This is a genomic window from Mesorhizobium sp. NZP2298 (genome assembly GCF_013170825.1).
Classification (GTDB): domain Bacteria; phylum Pseudomonadota; class Alphaproteobacteria; order Rhizobiales; family Rhizobiaceae; genus Mesorhizobium.
Genome location: NZ_CP033365.1, coordinates 7,284,863 through 7,305,767 on the forward strand (window position 1 = coordinate 7,284,863; position 20,905 = coordinate 7,305,767).

Consider the following 20,905-nt stretch of genomic DNA (forward strand, 5'->3'; position numbering starts at 1 on the left):
TTCGCACTCATCCGCAACGCGGCTAAGTGTCCGCTTAAGAGCGCTGTCTGTTACGTCAATTGCCGCCTCACGCAGCCAATGCGCCGCGATCTCTAGTTGGGTGGTTGGTGTGGTCATGCGAACAACTCCAATGTATGCGGGCAGCGCGCGGGGCAGGCTGGATCTTCTCTGAATTCCGAGCAGTCACGCTTGCCGTCTTTTATCGTCCAGTGGAGGGTGGGACCGGAGAAAGCGTAGTGGGCCAAAACGCACTCGCCAGGAACATCATTGCCGAACTCATCTTCCCACTCGCCATCGCCGTTACGATCTAGGCAATGGGCGCACACCTCCGACTGAAACGACGCCATCTCATGCGTGGTTTTTGGCCTCCACAATATGCGTCCGTCGGTCCCGCCCATCGCCTCACACCCGACGAGGCATGAGCACGGCAAGCAATCCCGGTGCCTTGTCCGACGTAAACACAGCCGGCGAGCCGCCATCGTTCAGTGCCAGTCGAATGTCGCCGGACGGGAACTGCCCGATAAGCTCGGTCAGGTACGAGCAGTCAAAGCCGATATCGATTGGCTCGCCCTCGTAAGACACCGCGATTTCTTCTGTGGCATTGCCGCTATCCGGGTTGTTGACGACAAGTGTTGCCTGGCCGTCAATAAGGCTCAGCCGAACGGCGCGGCCACGTTCACTGGAAACAATCGACACACGATCTGCAGCCTTGGCCATTGCCGCGGAGTCGAACGTTACAACCTTGTCGTTTCCGGTAGGAATGACTCGGTCATAGTCCGGGAACGTCCCATCGATCAGCTTCGATGTGATGACTGTTTCGCCAGACGTGACGCGGACCTTGGTGTCGGACAAGTCGACGGCAACTCCGCCAGCCGGGATAAGACCGACGAACTTACGTGGCAGGATGACACCGCTAAATTCACAGGCGGGAGCGCTGACGGGCTGGTCAACAATGTGCCTGGAAAGCCGATGTCCGTCGGTTGCCACTGCGGTAATCTGTCCGGTCTTGCCGATCAGATAAACGCCATTCAGATAAAACCGAGTCTCCTCTGTCGAGATAGCGAAGCGGACAGGCGCAACCACGCTGGCCAGGTCAACCTCGAAATGCGCCGTGAAGCCATCCGCTGAAAACGACGGGAAGTCTTCGACTGGCAATACCTGCAGGCGAGAGATGTAGCGGCCAGCCTTGACGGTAAGCGTGTTGTCTTCGGCCGTGAGCGTCACATCCTGAATGGGCGGCAGCTTCTTGACGATGCTGTCCAAGAGCGCAGCCGACACGCAGAGCGCGCCGTCTTCTTCGGTTTCGGCCACTACCGCCGACGTGATTTCAATATCGAGGTCCGTAGCCGTTGCTGTAAGCTTGCCGCCATCCGCTACCAGGCGCACGGTGGAGAGGATCGGGATGCTGTTGCGGCTCTCGACCACCTTAATCGTACTGGAGAGTAGGCGCGCCAAGTCGGCGCGTGGAAGTGTGATTTTCACGCTAAGTCTCCGGATTGTGAGGGGAGGTGGGTTAGGCTACGCTCTTTACAGCAGGCGGAAAATATTCCTCATTCCGCTGCGTGCCGAATTGCCACGTGTCCGGCCAGAGTTTGTGCTTATTCATCCAGTTGCTAAAGACTCGCGCCAGGTCGGCGGTAAGCTCTTTCTCTTGCTCTCGCGTACCGCTGTAGTCTGCGCCAAATCCATCGCCGTCGGCATCGCCTAGTTCCTCGTTCTGTTCGAAGAACATTTCGAGGAACCTATCGGCGTCTGGAATGCCAGCCACGGCTTTGTCAGCCTCTACGATGGTGAAGCCGTTGTAGTACTCGCCGTCGAGTTCGTCATTGCGGGCAGCCTGGATTGCGGCTTCGCGAGTGTCCTCTACGATCGCATAGCGCTCCGGGTCTTTTCCGCCCGCCGCATACCACTTGAAATTACCGTCGCCCATGTCTCTCTCCTCAAGGTTGCTGGCGGGCCGAAGCCCGCCGTTAGTTCAGCGGAACAGAATCCAGACGACTGCGACGAACGCTATAGCGCCGCCGACATTTGCGAATGCATCCGGCCAACTCATTTCTTCGCCCAAGGCCTGCTGCCAGTAGCCGCCGGCTTTGCCGCAGGCGTGTTCTGGTTGGCGGCAGGTCGCTGGTTGTTGTTGGCAGCAACTGGCTTGGCTACTGGCTGCACTTCATCAATGGCCGGTTCGGGCAGGTCGCCTTCATCTTCGAAGTAGTAACGCTTAATCTCGGCTCGAGCCGGGTACTGGCCGTCCTTCGACGGCTTGCCAAGGCCAACCTTCACGGTGAACGCCTTGAAGTGCAAGTCCTCGGAATCATCCACCTCGGCAACGCCGATCGCGCGGCACAGTGCGGCAAACTGCTTCTGGCCGATTTCTTGGGCCTGCGCCGACTTGTTCTCCAGGTTGTAGGAGTTGAACAGCTTGCGGCCGCGAAGGTCTTCCGGGTCGATGACGCTGCACGTCACCTTGAGCAGCGTGCCGCTCTCGTCCTTGGTGGGCTTCACCTCAGACGCCTCGATCTCCATGCGATACGTGCCGTTAGGCAATTCGTCATATCCTTCGCGCTGCGTCGTATCGTGAGCAGTCGCGTCGAACTTTTTACCAAGTGCTGCCAAGGTGAATTCTCCTGGTGGTGTTTAGATAGGCTAGTAAGTGCTGGTTAGGCTGCGGTCTTGAATGGAGCGTAGAAGTACCTGGACAATTCAGCGAAGCCATTGCCCTTTCGATATGGGATAGATGCCGGCATGTTGAGCCTATTCTTGGCCAAAAACCCAGCGCGCTCGTCTGTGTAGATGATGCGTTCGGCGCCAGACATGCCTTCGGCCTTTGCCTCCTTCTTGCCGAAGCCCTTGTCGACCTGCTTGACAGATGTGCGCTTTGTCATGAACAGGAGAGCTTCGCTCTTTTCCATGATGATATCGGTCGCGCGGTCCTGCAGTTTTGGCCGGTACCGGTCGTAGGCGTCTACGAGCGGGTCGTTGAATTGCTTGGTCTTGTTGTGCAGGATTTGCACGACGTGCAGGCCGCTTCTGGCAAGCGCCTTGGCCGCAGCCATGTAGTCGTTCCAATACTCATCGGCGGCGAGGTATCCCTTGCCAAACGCAGTCGGGGATCCCTTGTCGTTGCTGTCGATCGTATCGAAGCCTTTCGTCTGGCATGTGTGCGCCCACACAAAACGTTCAAACGAATCCAGGCTGTCGATTATGACGGTTTTGAAGTCGTGCTCTTCGGTAAGCAACTGTTCGAACACGTCGAGCATTTCCGTGTATGACGTGATCGGCTTCGGCTCACCGTCTTCGCCGGTTAGGGTGGGCAACTCAATATCGGTTGGCGGCTCCTCGCCTTCAGTAAACAGGTACAGCGGCGAGGGAAACTCTGCGGCCAGCGTCGTCTTCCCAATGCCCCCTGTCCCGTAAACGGAAAGCACAGGCGGGTGCGTGCGCTTGGTGGTCGTCAAGTTTTTCAATGGAATTGCCATCTACATCAGCATCCTTGTAGCGAATAGTGCGGCTAGTACGAGTACCGAACCCCAGAACATTAGCGGGCGAGGATCCGGCGTGGTCATTTGAGAAGTGACCAGGCGATAAGCGGCAAGAGAACGATGCCGAGCGTAATCCACACCGCTGCATAGCGGGCTGCGGCAGGCGGAATTTCTTCGGGGTGCAAGTCGGGGTCATGTTCGTCGTGGTAGGTCATGCCCAAGACTCCACCTTGTAGACGCTGTACGTAGTGCGGAAGACAAGGCCGTCCTCCTGTGCCTTAAGGCGGCTGGTCGTGATGACGTCGCCGTCCATAAAGCGCCCCTTGGTGTCGCCATACACCTCGCCGCGCAGGCAAGGGCAGCGCGGGTCGCCGTCAAAGATCATGCGCGCGTTGCGCAGAGTTCCATGGATTGCAGTCATAAGTCCCTCCTTCTTATTGCCGAGCGCTGCCGGCAATAAGTGATTGGTGGTTGCGGTGTGTGTGTGGTTATGCGGCAACCAAGTCGGTGACGGGAAGAACGAAGCTTCCGCCGCCACCCATGATGAGGTTGGCGTTCTGCTTGTCGATACCCGTTACGCGCGCAGGCACTTTAAGGGTCACGTAGTCACCGACCTTAATCGGCTCTTCGATGCTGGCACCTTCAAGCCTCTCAAGCCGCCGCACGATGTCAGCCATCGTGATCTCTTCCGACTTCGCAGTGGTTGTTGCGGGAGCAACAGCCACGATGGGCGAAACGCCACGCAGCGGAACGCTGTCGGACCATTCGGCAATGAGGTCGAGATTGGTGTGTTCGTAGTTGGTGCCGTCAAGCCTGAAGATAAATCCAGTCTTGCAGCCATCGTGACATCCGCCAGGAATGTCACCTTGCCACGGGAACTCCTTCGTTCCGACGTTGCGCCATTCCATAGGCCCGACCTTGCGACCGTCGCGCGTCTTGTAATGGCGGCCAGCGACAATCTTCAGACCGGCACGCCCGCCATACTCGTCGGCCAGATTGTCGACTTCGGCTGCGGCGCAGGAGGTGACGTTGGTGGGGATGAGTTCGACTTCATCGTTGTAGTAGGACCATAGCTTTCCAGTGACGCCATCGTCCTCTACAGAGAGGACAGTATCGGCGTCTCCTGCATTTGCTCCGTGGCATGATCTGCTATCTTTGCCATCCTTCACCACCCGCACCTTGTCGCCGACGGCGAACTTGGGGGCGGAACCGGCGCGGACAACCGACTCAAGATAGGCTCGACCCTCTCGCGAAAGCTCGCCTTTCTCGTTTTGCTTTTCCCAGAAGCCATGCCCTTGCGGCGTCCATTCCCACACGAAGGCAGACGACAATCTGCTTCCGCCAAGCGCCTCAATGGCTTGCTCAACGGTAGGTTCCTTGTGCTCAACATGCATATTCATCCAACCCTCCTAAAATCCACAACGTTGTCCAAAGCCTCACGGCCGTCGAATGAAATCTCACTGGCCGTGAACTCGCGCTCTTGCGGGCTGCCAACCGCGTCCATGTAGCGGACGGTAAAGCGGTCCATGCGGTCGATGTAGCTGCTCTTGCCGACCAGCATGCCGTCAAGCGTTGTGCCGACTAGTCTAACGCGCGAGCCGATCATATGCCGCCTCCGTCTGCCACCGTGACCGCCTCGATAATTTCGGGCGGTATCCAGTCCTGCTTCACGTCGCCTTCCGGCCCATGCTCAACCAAGTAGCCATTGTCGCCCATTTCATCACGGGCAACGACGCGGCCTTCCAACTGCACACGCACCAATGCACCAAGTTCTATTTTCTTCATGCCAACACCCCATGGAGAGTCGTGATCCTCGGCATGCTGATTGGCTGCATTCCGCTCAAACTAGAGCAGCCGCCATTGTGCGCGCCGTAGCGGACAACCGTAGCGGCTGTCTCTTTCACTACGCGCTCGACATCGCCACAGAAGTTTCGGATGTAGCCGACCGATAGCCCCGTTTGCTCGGCTATGCGGTCAAAGGAAGTCCCCGCTGCCCGCATTGCGCGGGCACGCTCTTGACGTTTCATGGGCTGTGTCCTTGTTACCTAAGATTTTTACGAGAAGGATGGAACCAGACCCAGCGCCGACTCGTTAATCGCAATCCAAGGAATAGGCGTTTTCACATTTTTTGTCAAGTTCGAATTGTGTAGACGCCTACACGCAACGTTCTACTAACGTCTCGTCTGGCAGGTTAACAAAGAATTAAACTAGGCGTTGACGCAAGCTCAAAATAGGCGTAAGCGCATTCCATTGATTCGCGAGGGAACATTTTTATGGACGCCGTTGAAGACACCGTGGGCTCGCGCATTCGTGCGGCAAGAAAAGCCAAGGGGCTTACTCAGAAGCAGCTTGCCAAGCAGATTCCAACGGACGAGTCTTCTATATCCAGGTGGGAGCGCGATGAACAGGGAATCACGCTTGATAATGCCGTTGCCCTGGCTGGCGTTCTCGGCGTGTCGGTTCAATACCTGCAGACCGGCGACGAGGTTGTCCCGGTCGGCAATAAAAACATGCGCCTGATTCGTGTCGTTGGAGAGGTGCAGGCCGGCGTCTGGCGGGAAGCGATTGAGTGGGCGCCTGACGATCAGGACGAAATCCCCGTAATCACACCGCCAGAATACCGCAATCTGGTCATGAGCGCCTACGTGGTTCGCGGGCCGTCGATGAACATGTACTATCCATCAGGAACGCACGTCATCGTGGCGTCTACCATCGCCAATGGCATCTCTCCTAAGAACGGCAGCAAGGTCTTGGTCTCGAGGCTGAACAAGGACGGGCTGTATGAGGCGACGTTGAAAGAGTACGTAATTGACAAGGACGGCAAGGTCTGGCTCTGGCCGCGCTCAACGGATCCGCAGTTTCAAGAGCCGATCGCCTACAAGAATGGTGACACGGAAGAAGTGACAATCACCGGGATCGTGGCCCTGTCGCAGATCACAGAGTCTTTGTTTTAGGTTTCAGGAAAATGCGCGGCGCTAGGCGTTTGCGCATTTTTTGTTTGACATAACTTGTGAAAACGCCTAGTGTGATTCCTGTAGCCGCCACGTGCGGCCTGGCTCCTGAAGGGAGTTACGGGAATGTTTAAACGCGCCAAGATCGTCATGGAGTTCGAGGTAGATCTCGACATGCTGCCCGGCTGGGGTCACACGACCGGCGACTGGGTTGACCTAATCAACCGCAATTTCCTGCTCCAGACTCATTACAACGCCGAAAGCCGCGTCGTCTCCGCTGATGTTGGACCCTCAAAAAGGGCCGTTGCACTTGCTACACAGGTGCAATCATGAACCTCCAAGTCACCACACGCCACGACCCGCGCCGTTCCATCCTCGTCAACGGCGCAGCGTATCGCCGCGAGATGAGCCGCAAGATTGAGCCAGCGGTATCGTTTGAGCAGGCTCTGCTTATGGGCATCTGCATCGCCTGCTTCGTGGCTGGCGTTCTCTGTCTTGCTGTTGGCCTCTCCTAATGGCCAACATAATCGAAACCATCAACAGCGCCGATCGCATTGCCAATCTTTGGCGTACAGGCACTGTCGCTGCGCTGTCCGCACAGGAGCGGCTCACCGACTTGGGGTTCTATGCCGTAGATGTCGGCGAGCGTCACATCGTTGGCTGGTTTAACGGTCACCGGTTTGAGATGCCTGCCGCACAGGCGTTGCCAGTTTGAGGGGGGATAACATGTTCGTCATATTCGATCTTGACGGCACGCTTGCCGACATCAACCATCGTGTGCACTTCGTCCGCAACGGCAAGCGCGACTGGAAATCGTTCTTCGCGGCGTGCGTTGACGACATGCCGAACGTCGAGGTTGTCGACACGCTTAAGGCGCACGTCGCCGCAGGCCATGCAGTGCGCATCTGGTCGGCACGTAGCGACGTGGTGCGCACTGAGACCGAAGCCTGGCTCGCAGCGTACGGCATCGACCCTTGGCGCTTGCAGCATATGCGCGCCGACGGAGACAGCACACCGGACGTCGAACTTAAACGCTACTGGCTGTCGCAAGAACACATCAAGCCTGACCTGATTTACGACGACCGTCAGCGCGTGGTCGACATGTGGCGCGCGGAAGGCATTCCGTGCTTTCAGGTTTGCGCAAACTGGGAAGAAGAAGGCCGAGTCATTGCGCCAGTTTCGGATGGTCCGCTGCTGACGCTTATGGTTGGACCGTCTGGCGCGGGCAAGTCGAAGTGGTGCGAGCGGCAGGATGGTGTCCTATCCAGTGACGCGCTCCGCCTTGCCTACACAGGCTCAATCCAAGACCAGTCGCGCAACGAAGACGTGTTTGTGGCGCTGCATCGCTTGGCTAAGGCCCGACTGGATTGTGGGCTGCCCGTCATCGTTGATGCGACCAACCTGCGGCGTCGGGATAGACTGGCCTGCGCGGCATTGGCGCCTGTCGGTTCTTCTGTCCGCTACGTCGTTATCGACCGACCTCTGGCGTTGAAAATCCAGACAGGCGGGTGGCGCAATGACGTCAAGATCGGCGATAAAACGCTGGTCGAAGTGCATCACGACCGCTTCCGCTCAGCCTTGCGCGATATCCTGGCTGGCGACGGATTGCAGAACGTCAAGGTTGAAGACCTGCGCCACGTAGATGTGCGGGTGGCGGCATGACCCACTTTCACATCAACCACATCGATGACGTACTGCCGTTCGTTGAGGGTCGCAATGACTTCGTGATTGCCGACAAATGTGATTACAAGGTCATCGACTACGTCTTTGCCGGCGACGACACCTTCGCGCATCCGGCTCGAGTTGAATGCCGCGGACTCAAGTTTGCGCCAGACGGATCAATCCTGGCGCGTCCTCTTCACAAGTTCATGAACATCGGCCAGACGCCAGAAACGCAGCCTGACCGCATCGACTTCAGCCTGCCTCACACGATCATGGAGAAGTTAGACGGATCCATGATCCATCCAGCCATCGTAAATGGCGAAGTAGTGTTCATGACGCGCATGGGTCGCACTGATGTTGCGCGCAAGGCGGAGCGACATTTGACGCCAGCAATGATTGACGGACTGCGCTACAATATGAGCAATGGCATCACGCCAATATTTGAGTGGACCGCGCCAGACAATCGCATCGTCGTTCGCTATGAGAAGTCGGCGCTGACACTATTGGCTGCCCGCTACAACACGACCGGCTCCTATCTGCCTGCGTCGTGGCTATGGTCGCTATCTCGCTTGATAGGCGTCCCGCTGGTCACCTATCACAATCCGCAGCACACAGACGCAGCAGACTTCCTTGCCTACGCGCGAGCAATCCAAGGCGCGGAAGGCTTCGTCGTAAAATTCGACAACGGACTATGGGTCAAGGCCAAGGGCGACGACTATGTCTTGAAGCACAGGGCAAAGGACTCCATCCTGCAGGAAAAGAACATCCTGGCACTAGTCCTTAGCGGCGGTCTGGACGATGTCTTGCCGCTGCTTGACGCGCCAGACGCAGACGCGGCCAGCGCATACGACGCAAGCGTAGAGGCCGGCGTGCGGCGGACGGCATCTGTAGTGACCGACATTGTCGCCCAAGGCGCATCAATGACGCAGAAGGATTTCGCGCTTGGTGTTGCGCTTAAGCTTGACGGACCATTGCGCACGCTAGCCTTTCAGGTGCGTTCTGGACAATCGCCAACCGAGTGCATCCGCGCTCGTATCGCTGCCAACTGCAATTCCTCTGCGCAAGTTGAGGAATGTCGACCGCTTCACAACGCAACATGGAGACTATCATGAACGACGATTATAACGGCGTTGGCCCTTACGTCGAAGGCGGCAACTTCAACATCATTGCCGACGATATCGACCCGCAGACAGCGCGTAACATCGCCAACTACTACGGCGCCAAGGGCGAAGTCTGGTCGGCTGGCATGGCGCGTAGGTTGCGGGTTGCGGCGAATGATGCCAGCCATGGATGAGAAGCTCGATGTCGACGCGCTCGCTCAAGAAATCCGCCGCGTAGATGGCGGTCACAATCTTGGCGCTAGCCAGCTCGCAGAAGCTTTGATGCCGTTTCTCCGCGCCTCCCTCAAGGCTTCGCAGGAAGCGGAGGTGGTGAATGCACTGTCCGATATCGCGACAGAACGTAGCCGCCAGGTGGAGTCCGAAGGCTGGACGCCCGAGCATGATGACAAGCACAAAGACGGCGAGATGGCGCGCGCAGCGGGCATCTATGCGCTGATCGCCGGAAGCAATCTCACTAATTACCGGAACGCAACTGGCGGCTATAATCTCGGAACGATCCTTGGCGGCCTCATGGACCACTATTGGCCGTGGGATAAGTCGTGGTTCAAGCCAACGTCCCGCCGACGCGATCTCGTCAAGGCCGGCGCCCTCATCGTCGCTGAAATCGAGCGCCTTGACCGTCTCTCCACCCCACAACCATCACCATATGCAGACGGAGACGCAGCATGAGCCCCTCCGGTAAGATATCTGAGGCGATGGTCGAGGCGTGCACTTGGCTGGAGGCTCTAGTTGCTGAGGCGTTGCCAGGGGCAGAAGCCAGCACGCATGAAGTCGTTATCACCATCACGAAACTGAAAGCTGCGATCGCCGCTCTATCGGTACCCGCTCCAGGCACGGACAAATGGCTCGGCGAACTGCTGGCGATCATTCATCGCGACGGCGGCCAGTATCAGGCCACGCATGGCGTCGAGAAGGCCGTAGAGGACGCACATTCGATCCTTGCCGCGGCATTCTCCACCCCGCAAGCTGGAGATATGGGGGCGGTGAAGGTGCGCGATCTCGAATGGGAGGCTGTGTCACAGGTTGAAGCCCGAGCGCCTGGCGGGTTTGGAGACGACTACATCTGCTACCGCTCTGGAGCGCAAGTGTGCCTCGATCTGCCAGATGGCAAGACCACTATTCACACCTCGTTCGAAGCCGCCAAAGCAGCCGCCCAGCAAGATTACGGATCCCGCGTCCTGAGCGCTCTTTCCTCTACCCCTGTGGGGGAGATGGACGGCTGGCAGACAATGGGCAGCGCGCCACATGCTTGTCATGTGCTAGCGACTCGCTTCGATAGCGAGTTCGGAGAATGGGTCTTTGCCGTCGTCATGAGCCCGCCAAGCCCTCCGTTTACGCATTGGCGCCCGCTTCCCGCTTCCCCGCAAGGAGGAAGGTGATGGCCAAGCTGACCAAGCCGCAAATTGAATTGCTGGCGGACCTTGCAGACACATCATGCTCGGCTTCTTCAACCTACGCTCCGGCGCGTAAACTCGTTGAGCTTGGGCTTGCCCGGTGGATTGACGGCAAGTACGGGGATTTCTTAGCCATCACCGAATCTGGCCGCACCGCTCTCGCTTCTGAGGGAGGTGGACGATGAGCGACGAACCTATAGCTTGGCGCTTCATCAGCAATGCCAAGGGCGCAAAATGGACGGTCCAGAAGAACTTTCCGACCGAGGTGGCGAAATGGCCTGGCTACACCGTTGAGCCATGCTATTCCGCCGCCGCCCTCGCCGCCAAGGACACAGCCCTAGCGGAGATGAGGGCGGAACTGGAGCGGGTGAAGAAGGCGCTGGAGCCGTTTGCTAGAGAAGCCGAAGCCTGGGTCGGTTATGATGACACAGAGCCACTGACCGAGGGCTGGGGTGGCGGCCCCGCAACGCAGTTGGTTGTCGCGCATCTCCGTGCCGCCGCCCGCGCCGCATCCCAGGATGAGGGAGAAGAGCGGTGAGCGCGGCAAATGATAACCGTCTGCCCTTTAAATCTCTTGACGCGCTCCCGCTATTCGCAACCGACAAAGAGATTGCCGTTGCAGTAGTTGGGCGCACTACGGCAAAGTACTGGCTGACCGCGGTCCTGCCGACACTAGAGCGTCGCGGATTCCCGGCTCAGGATCCGCTTCATGCTGGCCGCGCTGTGCCACTGGTACGCAAGTTCTATGAGGACTATTTTGGCATTACCGCGGGCTTTGCAATGGCGAAGCCTGGCGGCGAGGAGAAGATATGGCAGCCGAAGAAAAAGCGATCGGCCTAGTGCGTCCCGACATCGATGCGCCTGGCCTAGTGTGGATTAAACGCCGTGCTGGGCATACTCCGTATTGGCGCCCGCCAGAGTGGTATCTTCCGAACAACGAGAAGGCCGCGCATATCAACCTGTCGCCGCTAGCCGGCATGCCAGACCAACTAATCGCGCGCTGCCAGTCGTTGCAATCCGAAGCGCTTGCGTGGAAGGCAGGCGTGCGTGGCCACATAGGCTCATTCGACGGTACGTTCGGCCAGATCATCAAGAAGTACCTCAACGACGAGGACAGCTCGTTTAAGGCGCTGCGGCCTGGCTCGCGCCACCCCTATGAGTTCTACGCCAAACGCCTTGAATATGAGCTTGGTGAACTGCGCGTTGACGAGGTTAGTGGCGTCGACCTGAAGCGCTGGCACGAACGCTGGTCTGCTGGCGGCGAAAAGCTTGCCGCATCTAAGATGATGCGTGCCGTGCTGGACGCTGCCATTGCGTTTACAATCATGAGTTCAAAGGCTGGCACGCCAGAGTTTCGCGCCGCGTCTGAATTGCGCGAGATACTGAAGACGGCAAGCCGCAAGATACCCAATCCGAAGCGCCGCGAGTCGATCGTTACCGCTGACCAGGTAGTGGCGTTGCGTGCTGCGGCACATGCGGACAACCGACCCGCCTGCGCACTGGTGTACGCAATGGTGTTTGAGACCACGTTGCGCCTGTGGGACGTTATCGGCCAGTGGTGGCCAATGGACGCGCCGCTGATAAGCGACGTAGTCATGTCACCACATACCTCCATGCGCGAGGCTAAAAAATGGTTCGGGCTGAGGTGGGAAGATGTCGGGCCTGACTTGGTGCTACGCTACATGCCGTCCAAGACGAGCGCCAAGACAGGGCTGTCCGTCACCTTCCCGCTGGCTAAGGCGCCAATGGTGATGGAAGAGCTTGCGCATTGGCCTGTCGAGAAAAGGACGGGGCCGATGATAGTCGCAGACGGTACTGGCTTGCCGTATTCGTCTAACTACTTCGGTGAGTTCTGGCGGAAGGACAGAGAGGCTGTCGGCCTGCCTGCGAACATATGGGCGCGCGACTTGCGAGCGTCAGGGATTACGGAAGGCCGCGCCAGCGGGGCGTCTACAGACGATGCCGCGAAGGTTGCCGGCCATGCGTCGACCAAGACGACGGCCGCCGTGTACGACCGCGCTACGCTCGAGGCGTCAGAGCGATTTGCGGATGCCAGGACGAAGAAGAGGAACGGGTGAATGGAACTACGGCAAACGGAGGAATTGTGATGGCGTACCAAGTGACATGGACTGACAAGAAGACTGGCGCGTACTGCGAGGCTGAACACAGCGACATCGATGAAGCGTGCCGCGACGCCAACACCAAGAGCAACCTGCACTGCTCTGCTGTTGTCCTAAACGTCAGATGCGGCGAAGTGGTTGGATCTCTAAACTACAGTTTTGGGCGCAGAGGGGAAGCCGACGGTGACATGTGATTTGCTAATTGGCGATAGCGCCAAAGTGCTAGCGACGTTGCCATCGGATAGTGTCGACCTAACAGTCACCAGCCCGCCTTACGACAATCTGCGCACATATAACGGATTCGCATTCGACTTCGAGGCGATAGCCAGTGAAATCTATCGCGTGACGGCGGTCGGCGGAGTTGTCGTGTGGAATGTCGGAGACGCCACAGTCAATGGAAGCGAGACCGGAACGTCGTTTCGGCAAGCGCTGTTCTTCAAGGACGAGTGTGGCTTCAATCTGCACGACACTATGATTTACCGAAAGACAGGTACGGGGGCCTGCGGCAGCAATCTCGCCTACTGGCAGGCTCACGAATATATGTTCGTTCTGTCAAAAGGGAAGCCGAAGGCTGTCAACCGCATAGCCGATCATAAAAACACAAGCGCTGGCCGGGTAAGCTCGTTTGGTCGGTTCAATAAGGATGGTGTAAAAAAAGACGCACGACTTCGAGTTAATCCCGAATACTCAATAAGGCAAAATGTTTGGGATATCCACCCTTTTGCATCAAACGACAACACGAAGCATCCCGCCAGGTTCCCCGAGCAGCTAGCCCGCGACCACATCGTCTCATGGTCAAATCCTGGCGACACCATCCTAGATCCGTTTCTCGGAAGCGGGACAACTGGTAAGATGGCCGCGCAACTTGGTCGCAAGTTCATCGGCATCGAAATAAGCGACGAGTATGCAGGCATAGCGCGAGCACGAATCGAAGCAGCCAACGACAATCGCGCGCCAGACCTATTCGCAGAGGCTGCATAGTTATTGCGCAAGCAATAACCGGCCTGTTCGACCGCAAGCCCTTGATATGATTGAGCCGCGTTATTGAGCGTTACCGGGGTGGTTCTGGGCCACAAAGATAGTTGCAGTTAGGGCTTGACGACCTAGGGCTGCTCGCCCTATATATGGTTCATCGAAACAAGGAGATTCGCCATGAACCAGACTCCAGAAAAGTTCATTGACACAGGCGGCAACGGCTATCCGCAACGCTTTCATTCCGTGAGCACGCTGCCCCGTACGGCGTTCGACGTTTACTACGATGGCTCTTTTGGCCATTGGATGCCGGAAATCAGGGCGCAGGGGTATCCGCGTGTTCGCCATCTGCCCGGTGCCACTACGCGGTACGGCGGTTTCGAGACAAAGGCGGCTGCTGAGCGTGCGCTTGACGAATTCTACGGAATGGCGGGTGCGTCATGAAAACGACGCTGAACATTGAAGAAGCCAAGGCGTATCCATTCCCGCTTGGAATGCACGCCTTGGTGGGCGATGCGCAACGACTTCTCGACTCCAAGTCGATCGACGCCTACGCCATCAAGAAGAACGGACGCGGCGACAGCGTCATGGGTGTGCGCGTAGGCGATGCGTGGTTCTACTTGGCATGACGCCCGCCGCCTTCAGGGCAACGATTGAGAACTTAGGGATATCCCAATTAGCCGCAGCGCGGCTATTGGGGATCGATGGCCGCACTTGCCGCCGCTACATTAGGGGCGACTTGGCGGTTCCAGCCACGATAGAGCGGCTGATAAAAGCCTACCTAGACGGCTACAGGCCACCTGATTGGCCCAGCACGAAACCGGAACGAAACACGTAACGCCCCCACGTTCGGAATAACGCGGCCATTGATTCTATTAGTTTCCGAGTTAACGCGTTGTTTACCACGTTGAGGGAAATGTGGGCGCGTCGGCTACCCGTGTTTATCCTGTATCGAATTTTTCACGGTTTTTCGGAGCGCGGGTGAACCCCCGGGAAGCTTGTCTTCCACCGTGGCATGGAAGCGCGGTCGCCTTCGTTCCGGCAGGGACTTGGGGAGCCGGCCGCAAGCCGGCCAATCTGAAAGACGGACGCACCGATGAACAGCAAGCGGTCCTACCTCGATACACTCAACGCCGGCAGGCAGCGCAGGCCGCAGACCACGCTCGAGCAACTGAACCGCTCGCTGGAGACGCTGGAGCAGCGATTGGGGCAGACCCGCGAGGAGGTGACGGCACGTCCGGCTCCCCGCCAATACGGCGCCGACCCACGTTATCCCGCCACGGACCCGCGCTATCCCGCCGCGCAGCCAACCGGCCAGCAGCGCTGGTACGAGGATCCGCAACCGGCACCACGCCCGCAGAGCCCGGCGCCAGCCCCTTCATTCGAGCAAAATTACCAAGCCATCGCCCGCGACATCGACCGTGTGCGCGGCCAGGAAGACAGTGTCGCCATGGTCGGCAAGATCGCCGGCGAGTTGCGCGGCATGCGCGAGGAACTGCGCCACCAGATGACGGCAGGCCTGCAGCGAGAATTCGATGCACTGCGCAAGGACATCGACCGCGCCTTCCAGGCGAACGCCAAGCCCGGCGCAGCGGGCAAGGGCAGCGCCGAACTCGGCGTCGAGTTCGAACGGCTTTCCGGCGCCATCAAGTCGCTGTCGGAGAAGAGCGACGACAGAAGCGTCAATCTGCTGCGGCTCGAGCTCGAGCAGGTCAAGGCCGCGCTCGACACGCTGGCGCGCGAGGAGAGCGTGCAGAAGGTCGACCGCCGCTGGGACGAATTCGACCGCCGCTGGGCGGCTTTCGAAGACCGCGTCGACGCCGACCAGCGCAAACGTTCCGACGATCCCGCCCTTGCGGCGCTGACCGGCCGGCTGGAGCAGATCAGCAACGCCGTCAACAACCTGCCCGAATCGCTGTCGCTGCGCTCGCTCGAGGAAAAGGTCCGTACCCTGGCCGGCGCTGTCGATCACTTCGCCAGCCAGCAGGACAATCGCGGCGGTGACACGCTTGCCATGATCGACGAGCGGCTGGACGAGATTTCCCGCGCCATCGTTGCCTCGACCGTCGCGGCACAGGCCAATTCGGTCGACCACGAAGCCTTCGACCGCATCGAGAAGCGCATCGACTCGCTCGCCCGGCAGATCGAGGAAGTGGCACAGGATCGCCCTGGCGACGCGGTCATGGATCGGCTGGGCACGCTATCGAACCGGGTCGACGAACTTGCCGGCCGCGCCAACCTTCCCGAACAGGCGATGGAACGGCTGGCCAAGCAGATCACGCTCATCGCCGACAAGATCGACCAGGCGCCTGCCATGCCCGACGCCGACTATATCTTCCAGGGGCTCGAGCAGCGCTTCGACGTGCTATCCGGCATGATGGAACGCCGGCAGGGCGACGCCATCGAACAGGGCAACATGCTGTTTCGCGATCTCGAGCGCCGCCTGGACGAGGTTGCCGACCGGCTCGACCAGCGCTTCGTGCCGCAAGTCGACAGCGCCGGCATCATGGAAGCCATCGACGCACGCTTCACCGCGCTCGCAACGCGCATGGAGACGCGCGCGCCCGATCCCGCCGGCGAAGCGGCGATCCGTGGACTGGAAAGCCGGCTCGATGACATTTCCAGCCGGCTCGACGCATCGGCGGCCCAGGTGGCCGGCATCGACCCGGCGCTGATCCGCAGCCTGGAAGCGCAGGTCGCCGGCCTGTCCGCCCATCTTTCCAGGCCGAGCACCCCACTGCCGGAATTCGAGGACATCAGCCCGCGCCTCGACGAAATCGAGAAGGCGCTGGCCGGCACCCGCGATTCCATCCTCGGCGCCGCACGCGAAGCGGCCGAGAACGCGGTGCGTTCGCTGGCCGGGTCGAGCGCCAACACGACGGCCGTTTCCGGCCTCGCCCAGGACCTGAAGACGCTGGAAACACTGACGCGGCGTTCCGACGAGCGCAATTCGCGAACCTTCGAGGCCATCCACGACACATTGCTCAAGATCGTCGACAGGCTTGGTTCGCTGGAGACCAGCGAACCGCCCGAAGCGGTAAGCGAGCTTCTGGACACGCGCCAGGACGAGGCCGTCGGCAAGCGCCGCGCGCGGACCGCCAAGATGGCTGTCGAGGCGCCGTCCCTGGATATCGACGAGCCGACGCCGCTGACCGGCGACATGGCCGATCTCGATGGCCGCGCCGCCGCCATCTTGCGCAACGAGCACGGTGCGCGTGGCGACCTGGGTACGCGCACGCCCGCGGAAGCCGCCGCGGCTGCCGCCATCGCGGCCCTCGGGTCCGACACCATCGCCGAGAAGGACCAGCCGACAGGCCGCAAATCGATGTTCGGCGGGCTGGCACGTGCCTTCAAGGGCAAGAAGGCGGCGGATGTTCCGCCGCTGGCCGGTTCGACGCCGAGCAGCGATATCCCGAGTGTTGATCTCGACGAGCCCCTCGACCCGAAAGTGGCCAATCGCCCACTGGAGCCCGGCTCCGGTGCGCCGGACCTCAATGCCATCATGAAGCGGGTGCGCGACGAGCGTGGTCAGCCGGCCAAGCTCAGCGAAAGCGACGCCGCGAAATCAGACTTCATCGCCGCCGCACGGCGCGCAGCCCAGGCCGCCGCGGCCGAGGCCGACGCCTTGAAGCGCCAGTCAACGATGAAGGGACCGGTGAAGGCGCTCAGGATCGGCGACCTGCTCAAGGCGCGGCGCAAGCCGATCCTGATGGCGGCGGCGGCGATCATGCTGGCGCTTGCCGGCCTGCAGCTCGGCAAGGCGTTTCTCTCGGATCCCGCCCAGGTGGCAGGCAATGACGCGGCACCGATCGTCGACGCGAAACCAGTACAAACGGCGTCCGTCGACACGACGAGCCAGCCGAAGGCGGAAGTTCAGTCGGCGGCAACGGACAGTGCGCCGGCCCGCGCCGTCAGGCAGGCAGAACCATCCGCGTCCGCGACCAAGGACGACATGGTGACGCAGACCGCCCTGGCGATGCCGTCAGACATGGATGCAACGGCGGATACAGCGCCGGTTGCGGCGCCCGCGGCTTCGGCCGCCTCTTCCGGCCCGAGCGCTGCCGCCTCCGACGCGATGGCTCCGGCACCAGCCGCGCCCGTTGCCGTGACCCCGGATGCGACGGCGTCAGTTCCGACCGCCATCACCGGCGGCGCGCAAGCGACGGATACCGATGCCCAGCCGGTCGCGGCTGCCCCGACGGCGGTCCATGAGACCACGGCCAAACTCACCACCGGTGCCGTTGCGCCGACGGATGCACCGGCAGCCACGACCAAGTTCGACATTCCGGCCGATGCCGGCCCAGCCGCATTGCGCGATGCCGCCGCCAATGGCGACGCCAAGGCGCTGTTCGAGATCGGCTCGCGCTACGCCGAGTCGCGCGGCGTCAAGGAAGACATGGCGGCAGCGGCCAAATGGTACGAGAAATCGGCCGAACTCGGTTTCGCGCCGGCCGAATACCGCATCGGCAATTTCTACGAAAAAGGCATCGGCGTCGCGCGCGACATCAAGAAGTCGAAGACCTGGTACCAGCTCGCCGCCGAACAGGGCAACGCCAGCGCCATGCACAATCTGGCCGTGCTGTTCGCCATGGCCGCCGATGGCGTGACCGACAATGAATCGGCCGCGCACTGGTTCCAGGAGGCAGCCGACCTCGGCGTCAAGGACAGCCAGTTCAATCTCGGCATCCTCGCCGCCAAGGGCGTCGGCATGAAGCAGAACCTCGAGGAATCCTACAAATGGTTCGCGCTCGTCGCCAAGACGGGCGACAAGGACGCGGCCGCCAAGCGCGACGAGATTGCCAACGCGCTGCGGCCCGAGCAGCTCGAGCGGGCACGCGCCGCGACCGAATTGTGGAAGGCCAAGCCGCTCAACGCGGCATCCAATTCGGCCGACATTCCCGAGTCCTGGCAAGAGGGTACGCCGCAGACGACCGCCGGCATCGACATGAAGAAGGCGGTCAAGAACATCCAGCTCATCCTCAACAAGAACGGCTATGACGCCGGCGGCGCCGACGGCGTCATGGGCGACAAGACCAAGAACGCGATCATCGCTTTCCAGACCGACAACAAGCTGCCGGCGACCGGCGCCGTCGATGAGAAACTGGTCCGGGCGCTGCTGGCGCGCAAATAACAGAACAAGCGTCGTTTCCACGACGCTACTGCCATACATTTGCCTGTTAACTGATTGAGATATTTTTTGTTTCGGCGCGGCGACGGGGTTTGACCCCGCCGCCGCGTCGGCGCAAGGAAAAATTGGCTTTTCGGTGCGAGACTGCTCATAGCGGCTGTATTTCGCCGACAGGCAAACTGATCGAGACTGACGGGTGGGCATCTATCTCCCGATTGCGGAAATTTCCGTCAACGTCTTCGTGCTGCTGGCCATGGGGGCGGCGGTGGGCTTCCTGTCGGGCATGTTCGGCGTCGGTGGCGGGTTCCTCATCACGCCACTCTTGATTTTCTACAACATCCCCCCGGCGATCGCGGTTGCCACGGGCGCCAACCAGGTCATCGCCTCTTCAGTCTCCGGCGTGCTTTCTCACATGAAGCGAGGCACGCTCGACTTCAAGCTGGGCGGCGTGCTTCTGGCCGGCGGCATCGTCGGCTCCACCGCCGGCATCTACGTCTTCGCCTTCCTGCGCCGGCTTGGCCAGCTCGACCTGTTCATCTCGCTGCTTTATGTCGTGCTGCTCGGCACGGTCGGCGGACTGATGCTGGTCGAGAGCATCAATGCACTGCGCGCAACACGCAGCGGTGCCGCCCCGGTGCTGAAGAAATCCGGCCAGCACAACTGGATTCACCGGCTGCCGCTGAAGATGCGCTTCAGGGCGTCGAAGCTGTTCGTCAGCGTCATCCCTGTGCTTGGCCTTGGCGCCGGCATCGGCTTCCTGTCGTCGATCATGGGCGTCGGCGGCGGCTTCATCATGGTGCCGGCGCTGATCTATCTGCTCAAGGTGCCGACCAATGTCGTTATCGGCACCTCACTGTTCCAGATCATCTTCACGTCGGCCTATACGACGCTGGTCCATGCCACCACCAACCAGACGGTCGATGTCGTGCTGGCCTTCCTGTTGATGGCGGGTGGCGTGGCCGGCGCGCAATATGGCGCCAAGGCCGGCCAGAGGCTGCGCGGCGAGCAACTCAGGGCGTTGCTGGCCTTGCTGGTGCTGGCCGTGGCGATCAGGCTCGCCATCGATCTTTTCGTCACCCCGCCCAATCTCTATTCGCTGTCCAGCGTGGGCCTCAACTGATGACGGGCCCGAAAGCGTTCGCAGCCGCCATCCTCCTGTCACTGCTTGCGGCCGCCGCACCGGCGAAGGCACAGTCGCCGCTGCCGGAAGGCATCCAGATCGGGCTCTCCACCGACAATGTCTCGATCACCGCCGGCTTTTCCGGCGCCGACCTGACCATCTTCGGCTCGCTGGAAAACCCCGACCCGCTTATAGCCCGTCAGAACCGCTACGATGTCATCGTCGTGCTCGAAGGCCCGCCGCGACCGGTGGTGGTGCGCCGCAAGGACCGGGTGCTTGGCGTGTGGGTCAATCTCGATTCCGAAACCTTCGAGAACGTGCCGATGTCCTATTCGGTGGCAACGACGCGGCCGCTGCAGGATATCACCGAACCGAACAGCTACAGACAGCTGTCGCTCGGCGCCTCCAACCTCTATATGCAGCCCGCCGACGCCGGCGACAGTCCGGCGACGATCGAGGAATTCACCGCGGCATTACGCGAACGCAAGGCCGCGACCGGCCTCTACAGCGAAAATGTCGGCGGTGTGCAATTCCTGTCGCAGAACCTGTTCCGCGCCACCGTCAGGCTGGCGCCGAATGTGCCGGTCGGCACCCACAAGGCGCGCGCCTTCCTGTTCAGGAGCGGCCTGTTCATCAAGGAGAGTTCGGCCCAGCTCGAAATCCGCAAGTCCGGATTCGAACAGTCGATCTTCCGGGTCGCCCACGACTACTCCTTCCTCTATGGCGTCTTCGCCATATCGCTGGCCATGCTGACGGGCTGGCTCGGCAGGCTGGTCTTCCGCAAGGACTGAGCCATCCCAAAGGGGGTTTCCCTTTCCCGCCTCATGCTATAGACCGCACCTCCCCGCCCACCGGGCAAGCACGCACAATTCAATTCGGCAAAGTGGTTCGGTCGCCCGAAACCGCAGCGCACGCTTCTCCTGCGAGCGCCGATCCACTGCCTGGCGCCAATGACAGG

General features: G+C 60.2%; 28 protein-coding genes. 19 read left to right on the plus strand and 9 right to left on the minus strand.

The genetic code is table 11. The features are described 5' to 3' along the window. Nucleotides 1–402: 402 nt before the first annotated feature. From dnaN to EB231_RS34700, 9 genes are all read right to left on the minus strand, one after another. Nucleotides 403–1,482 (minus strand): DNA polymerase III subunit beta, encoded by a 1,080-nt coding sequence (gene dnaN / locus EB231_RS34665; protein WP_172352713.1) that lies wholly within the window; start codon nucleotides 1,480–1,482, stop codon nucleotides 403–405. Between the two features lie 31 nt (nucleotides 1,483–1,513). Beyond that, entirely contained in the window at nucleotides 1,514–1,930 is a 417-nt protein-coding gene (locus EB231_RS34670; RefSeq protein ID WP_172352714.1) for a hypothetical protein, read from the minus strand. A 119-nt stretch (nucleotides 1,931–2,049) separates the two neighbouring features. Further along, nucleotides 2,050–2,613: a DUF669 domain-containing protein gene (locus EB231_RS34675; RefSeq protein WP_172352715.1), complete on the minus strand. Its 564-nt coding sequence runs from the start codon at nucleotides 2,611–2,613 to the stop codon at nucleotides 2,050–2,052. A gap of 44 nt (nucleotides 2,614–2,657) precedes the next feature. Further along, entirely contained in the window at nucleotides 2,658–3,476 is an 819-nt protein-coding gene (locus tag EB231_RS34680) for an ATP-binding protein (RefSeq protein ID WP_172352716.1), read from the minus strand. Nucleotides 3,477–3,559: 83 nt separating this feature from the next. Further along, nucleotides 3,560–3,694, minus strand: coding sequence for a hypothetical protein (locus EB231_RS35585; protein ID WP_281411426.1), 135 nt, complete (start codon nucleotides 3,692–3,694; stop codon nucleotides 3,560–3,562). Next, nucleotides 3,691–3,900 (minus strand): hypothetical protein, encoded by a 210-nt coding sequence (locus tag EB231_RS34685; RefSeq protein WP_172352717.1) that lies wholly within the window; start codon nucleotides 3,898–3,900, stop codon nucleotides 3,691–3,693. Before EB231_RS34685 ends, EB231_RS35585 begins: the two co-directional genes overlap by 4 nt. Before the next feature lie 67 nt (nucleotides 3,901–3,967). Next, entirely contained in the window at nucleotides 3,968–4,879 is a 912-nt protein-coding gene (locus EB231_RS34690; RefSeq protein WP_172352718.1) for a hypothetical protein, read from the minus strand. After that, nucleotides 4,876–5,085, minus strand: a complete 210-nt coding sequence (locus EB231_RS34695; protein WP_172352719.1) for a hypothetical protein — start codon at nucleotides 5,083–5,085, stop codon at nucleotides 4,876–4,878. The genes EB231_RS34690 and EB231_RS34695 overlap by 4 nt, the downstream gene beginning before the upstream one ends. Next, a complete protein-coding gene (locus tag EB231_RS34700; RefSeq protein ID WP_172352720.1) occupies nucleotides 5,082–5,264 on the minus strand; it encodes a hypothetical protein in 183 nt (60 codons plus the stop codon). Before EB231_RS34700 ends, EB231_RS34695 begins: the two co-directional genes overlap by 4 nt. Nucleotides 5,265–5,752: 488 nt before the next feature. Between EB231_RS34700 and EB231_RS34705 the strand changes: the two genes are divergently transcribed. The 19 genes from EB231_RS34705 to EB231_RS34795 all read left to right on the plus strand — a co-directional run bounded on the left by EB231_RS34705 (nucleotide 5,753) and on the right by EB231_RS34795 (nucleotide 20,738). Beyond that, the gene (locus tag EB231_RS34705) at nucleotides 5,753–6,433 is read left to right on the plus strand and encodes a helix-turn-helix domain-containing protein (RefSeq protein ID WP_172352721.1); all 681 of its coding nucleotides are present in this window, start codon (nucleotides 5,753–5,755) and stop codon (nucleotides 6,431–6,433) included. Between the two features lie 123 nt (nucleotides 6,434–6,556). Then, nucleotides 6,557–6,763, plus strand: coding sequence for a hypothetical protein (locus EB231_RS34710; protein WP_172352722.1), 207 nt, complete (start codon nucleotides 6,557–6,559; stop codon nucleotides 6,761–6,763). Further along, complete coding sequence (locus EB231_RS34715) at nucleotides 6,760–6,945, plus strand: hypothetical protein (RefSeq protein ID WP_172352723.1); 186 nt, start codon at nucleotides 6,760–6,762, stop codon at nucleotides 6,943–6,945. Before EB231_RS34710 ends, EB231_RS34715 begins: the two co-directional genes overlap by 4 nt. Next, nucleotides 6,945–7,145: a hypothetical protein gene (locus EB231_RS34720; protein WP_172352724.1), complete on the plus strand. Its 201-nt coding sequence runs from the start codon at nucleotides 6,945–6,947 to the stop codon at nucleotides 7,143–7,145. The genes EB231_RS34715 and EB231_RS34720 overlap by 1 nt, the downstream gene beginning before the upstream one ends. An 11-nt stretch (nucleotides 7,146–7,156) precedes the next feature. After that, entirely contained in the window at nucleotides 7,157–8,092 is a 936-nt protein-coding gene (locus EB231_RS34725; RefSeq protein ID WP_172352725.1) for a phosphatase domain-containing protein, read from the plus strand. Beyond that, nucleotides 8,089–9,204: an RNA ligase gene (locus tag EB231_RS34730; protein WP_172352726.1), complete on the plus strand. Its 1,116-nt coding sequence runs from the start codon at nucleotides 8,089–8,091 to the stop codon at nucleotides 9,202–9,204. The genes EB231_RS34725 and EB231_RS34730 overlap by 4 nt, the downstream gene beginning before the upstream one ends. After that, the gene (locus EB231_RS34735) at nucleotides 9,201–9,386 is read left to right on the plus strand and encodes a hypothetical protein (protein WP_172352727.1); all 186 of its coding nucleotides are present in this window, start codon (nucleotides 9,201–9,203) and stop codon (nucleotides 9,384–9,386) included. The genes EB231_RS34730 and EB231_RS34735 overlap by 4 nt, the downstream gene beginning before the upstream one ends. Further along, the gene (locus EB231_RS34740) at nucleotides 9,379–9,882 is read left to right on the plus strand and encodes a hypothetical protein (RefSeq protein ID WP_172352728.1); all 504 of its coding nucleotides are present in this window, start codon (nucleotides 9,379–9,381) and stop codon (nucleotides 9,880–9,882) included. Before EB231_RS34735 ends, EB231_RS34740 begins: the two co-directional genes overlap by 8 nt. Continuing rightward, nucleotides 9,879–10,592 carry a hypothetical protein gene (locus EB231_RS34745; RefSeq protein WP_172352729.1) on the plus strand — a complete coding sequence of 238 codons (714 nt, stop codon included), beginning with the start codon at nucleotides 9,879–9,881 and terminating at the stop codon, nucleotides 10,590–10,592. Before EB231_RS34740 ends, EB231_RS34745 begins: the two co-directional genes overlap by 4 nt. Beyond that, nucleotides 10,592–10,792, plus strand: coding sequence for a hypothetical protein (locus EB231_RS34750; protein WP_172352730.1), 201 nt, complete (start codon nucleotides 10,592–10,594; stop codon nucleotides 10,790–10,792). Before EB231_RS34745 ends, EB231_RS34750 begins: the two co-directional genes overlap by 1 nt. Continuing rightward, nucleotides 10,789–11,145 (plus strand): hypothetical protein, encoded by a 357-nt coding sequence (locus EB231_RS34755; RefSeq protein WP_172352731.1) that lies wholly within the window; start codon nucleotides 10,789–10,791, stop codon nucleotides 11,143–11,145. The genes EB231_RS34750 and EB231_RS34755 overlap by 4 nt, the downstream gene beginning before the upstream one ends. Beyond that, nucleotides 11,142–11,447, plus strand: coding sequence for a hypothetical protein (locus tag EB231_RS34760; protein ID WP_246740847.1), 306 nt, complete (start codon nucleotides 11,142–11,144; stop codon nucleotides 11,445–11,447). Before EB231_RS34755 ends, EB231_RS34760 begins: the two co-directional genes overlap by 4 nt. Next, nucleotides 11,417–12,685 (plus strand): integrase, encoded by a 1,269-nt coding sequence (locus tag EB231_RS34765; protein ID WP_172352732.1) that lies wholly within the window; start codon nucleotides 11,417–11,419, stop codon nucleotides 12,683–12,685. The genes EB231_RS34760 and EB231_RS34765 overlap by 31 nt, the downstream gene beginning before the upstream one ends. A 225-nt stretch (nucleotides 12,686–12,910) precedes the next feature. Next, a complete protein-coding gene (locus EB231_RS34770) occupies nucleotides 12,911–13,708 on the plus strand; it encodes a DNA-methyltransferase (RefSeq protein ID WP_172352733.1) in 798 nt (265 codons plus the stop codon). A gap of 171 nt (nucleotides 13,709–13,879) precedes the next feature. Continuing rightward, nucleotides 13,880–14,143, plus strand: coding sequence for a hypothetical protein (locus EB231_RS34775; protein WP_172352734.1), 264 nt, complete (start codon nucleotides 13,880–13,882; stop codon nucleotides 14,141–14,143). Further along, nucleotides 14,140–14,328 (plus strand): hypothetical protein, encoded by a 189-nt coding sequence (locus EB231_RS34780; protein ID WP_172352735.1) that lies wholly within the window; start codon nucleotides 14,140–14,142, stop codon nucleotides 14,326–14,328. Before EB231_RS34775 ends, EB231_RS34780 begins: the two co-directional genes overlap by 4 nt. A 467-nt stretch (nucleotides 14,329–14,795) precedes the next feature. Further along, on the plus strand, nucleotides 14,796–18,830 hold the full coding sequence (locus EB231_RS34785; RefSeq protein ID WP_172352736.1) for a peptidoglycan-binding protein: 4,035 nt from the start codon (nucleotides 14,796–14,798) through the stop codon (nucleotides 18,828–18,830). A 193-nt stretch (nucleotides 18,831–19,023) separates the two neighbouring features. Continuing rightward, entirely contained in the window at nucleotides 19,024–19,947 is a 924-nt protein-coding gene (locus EB231_RS34790) for a sulfite exporter TauE/SafE family protein (RefSeq protein WP_140775455.1), read from the plus strand. Next, complete coding sequence (locus tag EB231_RS34795; RefSeq protein ID WP_172352737.1) at nucleotides 19,947–20,738, plus strand: TIGR02186 family protein; 792 nt, start codon at nucleotides 19,947–19,949, stop codon at nucleotides 20,736–20,738. The genes EB231_RS34790 and EB231_RS34795 overlap by 1 nt, the downstream gene beginning before the upstream one ends. The last annotated feature ends 167 nt before the right edge of the window (nucleotides 20,739–20,905 follow it).

Bases quoted from the DNA above. Each gene is read 5' to 3' on its own strand.
- EB231_RS34775 (WP_172352734.1), top strand. From the start codon at position 13,880: ATGAACCAGACTCCAGAAAAGTTCATTGACACAGGCGGCAACGGCTAT.
- EB231_RS35585 (WP_281411426.1), bottom strand. From the start codon at position 3,694: ATGACCTACCACGACGAACATGACCCCGACTTGCACCCCGAAGAAATT.
- EB231_RS34720 (WP_172352724.1), top strand. From the start codon at position 6,945: ATGGCCAACATAATCGAAACCATCAACAGCGCCGATCGCATTGCCAAT.
- EB231_RS34685 (WP_172352717.1), bottom strand. From the start codon at position 3,900: ATGACTGCAATCCATGGAACTCTGCGCAACGCGCGCATGATCTTTGAC.
- EB231_RS34715 (WP_172352723.1), top strand. From the start codon at position 6,760: ATGAACCTCCAAGTCACCACACGCCACGACCCGCGCCGTTCCATCCTC.
- EB231_RS34780 (WP_172352735.1), top strand. From the start codon at position 14,140: ATGAAAACGACGCTGAACATTGAAGAAGCCAAGGCGTATCCATTCCCG.
- EB231_RS34745 (WP_172352729.1), top strand. From the start codon at position 9,879: ATGAGCCCCTCCGGTAAGATATCTGAGGCGATGGTCGAGGCGTGCACT.
- EB231_RS34695 (WP_172352719.1), bottom strand. From the start codon at position 5,085: ATGATCGGCTCGCGCGTTAGACTAGTCGGCACAACGCTTGACGGCATG.
- EB231_RS34680 (WP_172352716.1), bottom strand. From the start codon at position 3,476: ATGGCAATTCCATTGAAAAACTTGACGACCACCAAGCGCACGCACCCG.
- EB231_RS34700 (WP_172352720.1), bottom strand. From the start codon at position 5,264: ATGAAGAAAATAGAACTTGGTGCATTGGTGCGTGTGCAGTTGGAAGGC.
- EB231_RS34750 (WP_172352730.1), top strand. From the start codon at position 10,592: ATGGCCAAGCTGACCAAGCCGCAAATTGAATTGCTGGCGGACCTTGCA.
- EB231_RS34735 (WP_172352727.1), top strand. From the start codon at position 9,201: ATGAACGACGATTATAACGGCGTTGGCCCTTACGTCGAAGGCGGCAAC.
- EB231_RS34690 (WP_172352718.1), bottom strand. From the start codon at position 4,879: ATGAATATGCATGTTGAGCACAAGGAACCTACCGTTGAGCAAGCCATT.
- EB231_RS34740 (WP_172352728.1), top strand. From the start codon at position 9,379: ATGGATGAGAAGCTCGATGTCGACGCGCTCGCTCAAGAAATCCGCCGC.
- EB231_RS34705 (WP_172352721.1), top strand. From the start codon at position 5,753: ATGGACGCCGTTGAAGACACCGTGGGCTCGCGCATTCGTGCGGCAAGA.
- EB231_RS34785 (WP_172352736.1), top strand. From the start codon at position 14,796: ATGAACAGCAAGCGGTCCTACCTCGATACACTCAACGCCGGCAGGCAG.
- EB231_RS34725 (WP_172352725.1), top strand. From the start codon at position 7,157: ATGTTCGTCATATTCGATCTTGACGGCACGCTTGCCGACATCAACCAT.
- EB231_RS34710 (WP_172352722.1), top strand. From the start codon at position 6,557: ATGTTTAAACGCGCCAAGATCGTCATGGAGTTCGAGGTAGATCTCGAC.
- EB231_RS34755 (WP_172352731.1), top strand. From the start codon at position 10,789: ATGAGCGACGAACCTATAGCTTGGCGCTTCATCAGCAATGCCAAGGGC.
- EB231_RS34730 (WP_172352726.1), top strand. From the start codon at position 8,089: ATGACCCACTTTCACATCAACCACATCGATGACGTACTGCCGTTCGTT.
- EB231_RS34795 (WP_172352737.1), top strand. From the start codon at position 19,947: ATGACGGGCCCGAAAGCGTTCGCAGCCGCCATCCTCCTGTCACTGCTT.
- EB231_RS34765 (WP_172352732.1), top strand. From the start codon at position 11,417: ATGGCAGCCGAAGAAAAAGCGATCGGCCTAGTGCGTCCCGACATCGAT.
- EB231_RS34670 (WP_172352714.1), bottom strand. From the start codon at position 1,930: ATGGGCGACGGTAATTTCAAGTGGTATGCGGCGGGCGGAAAAGACCCG.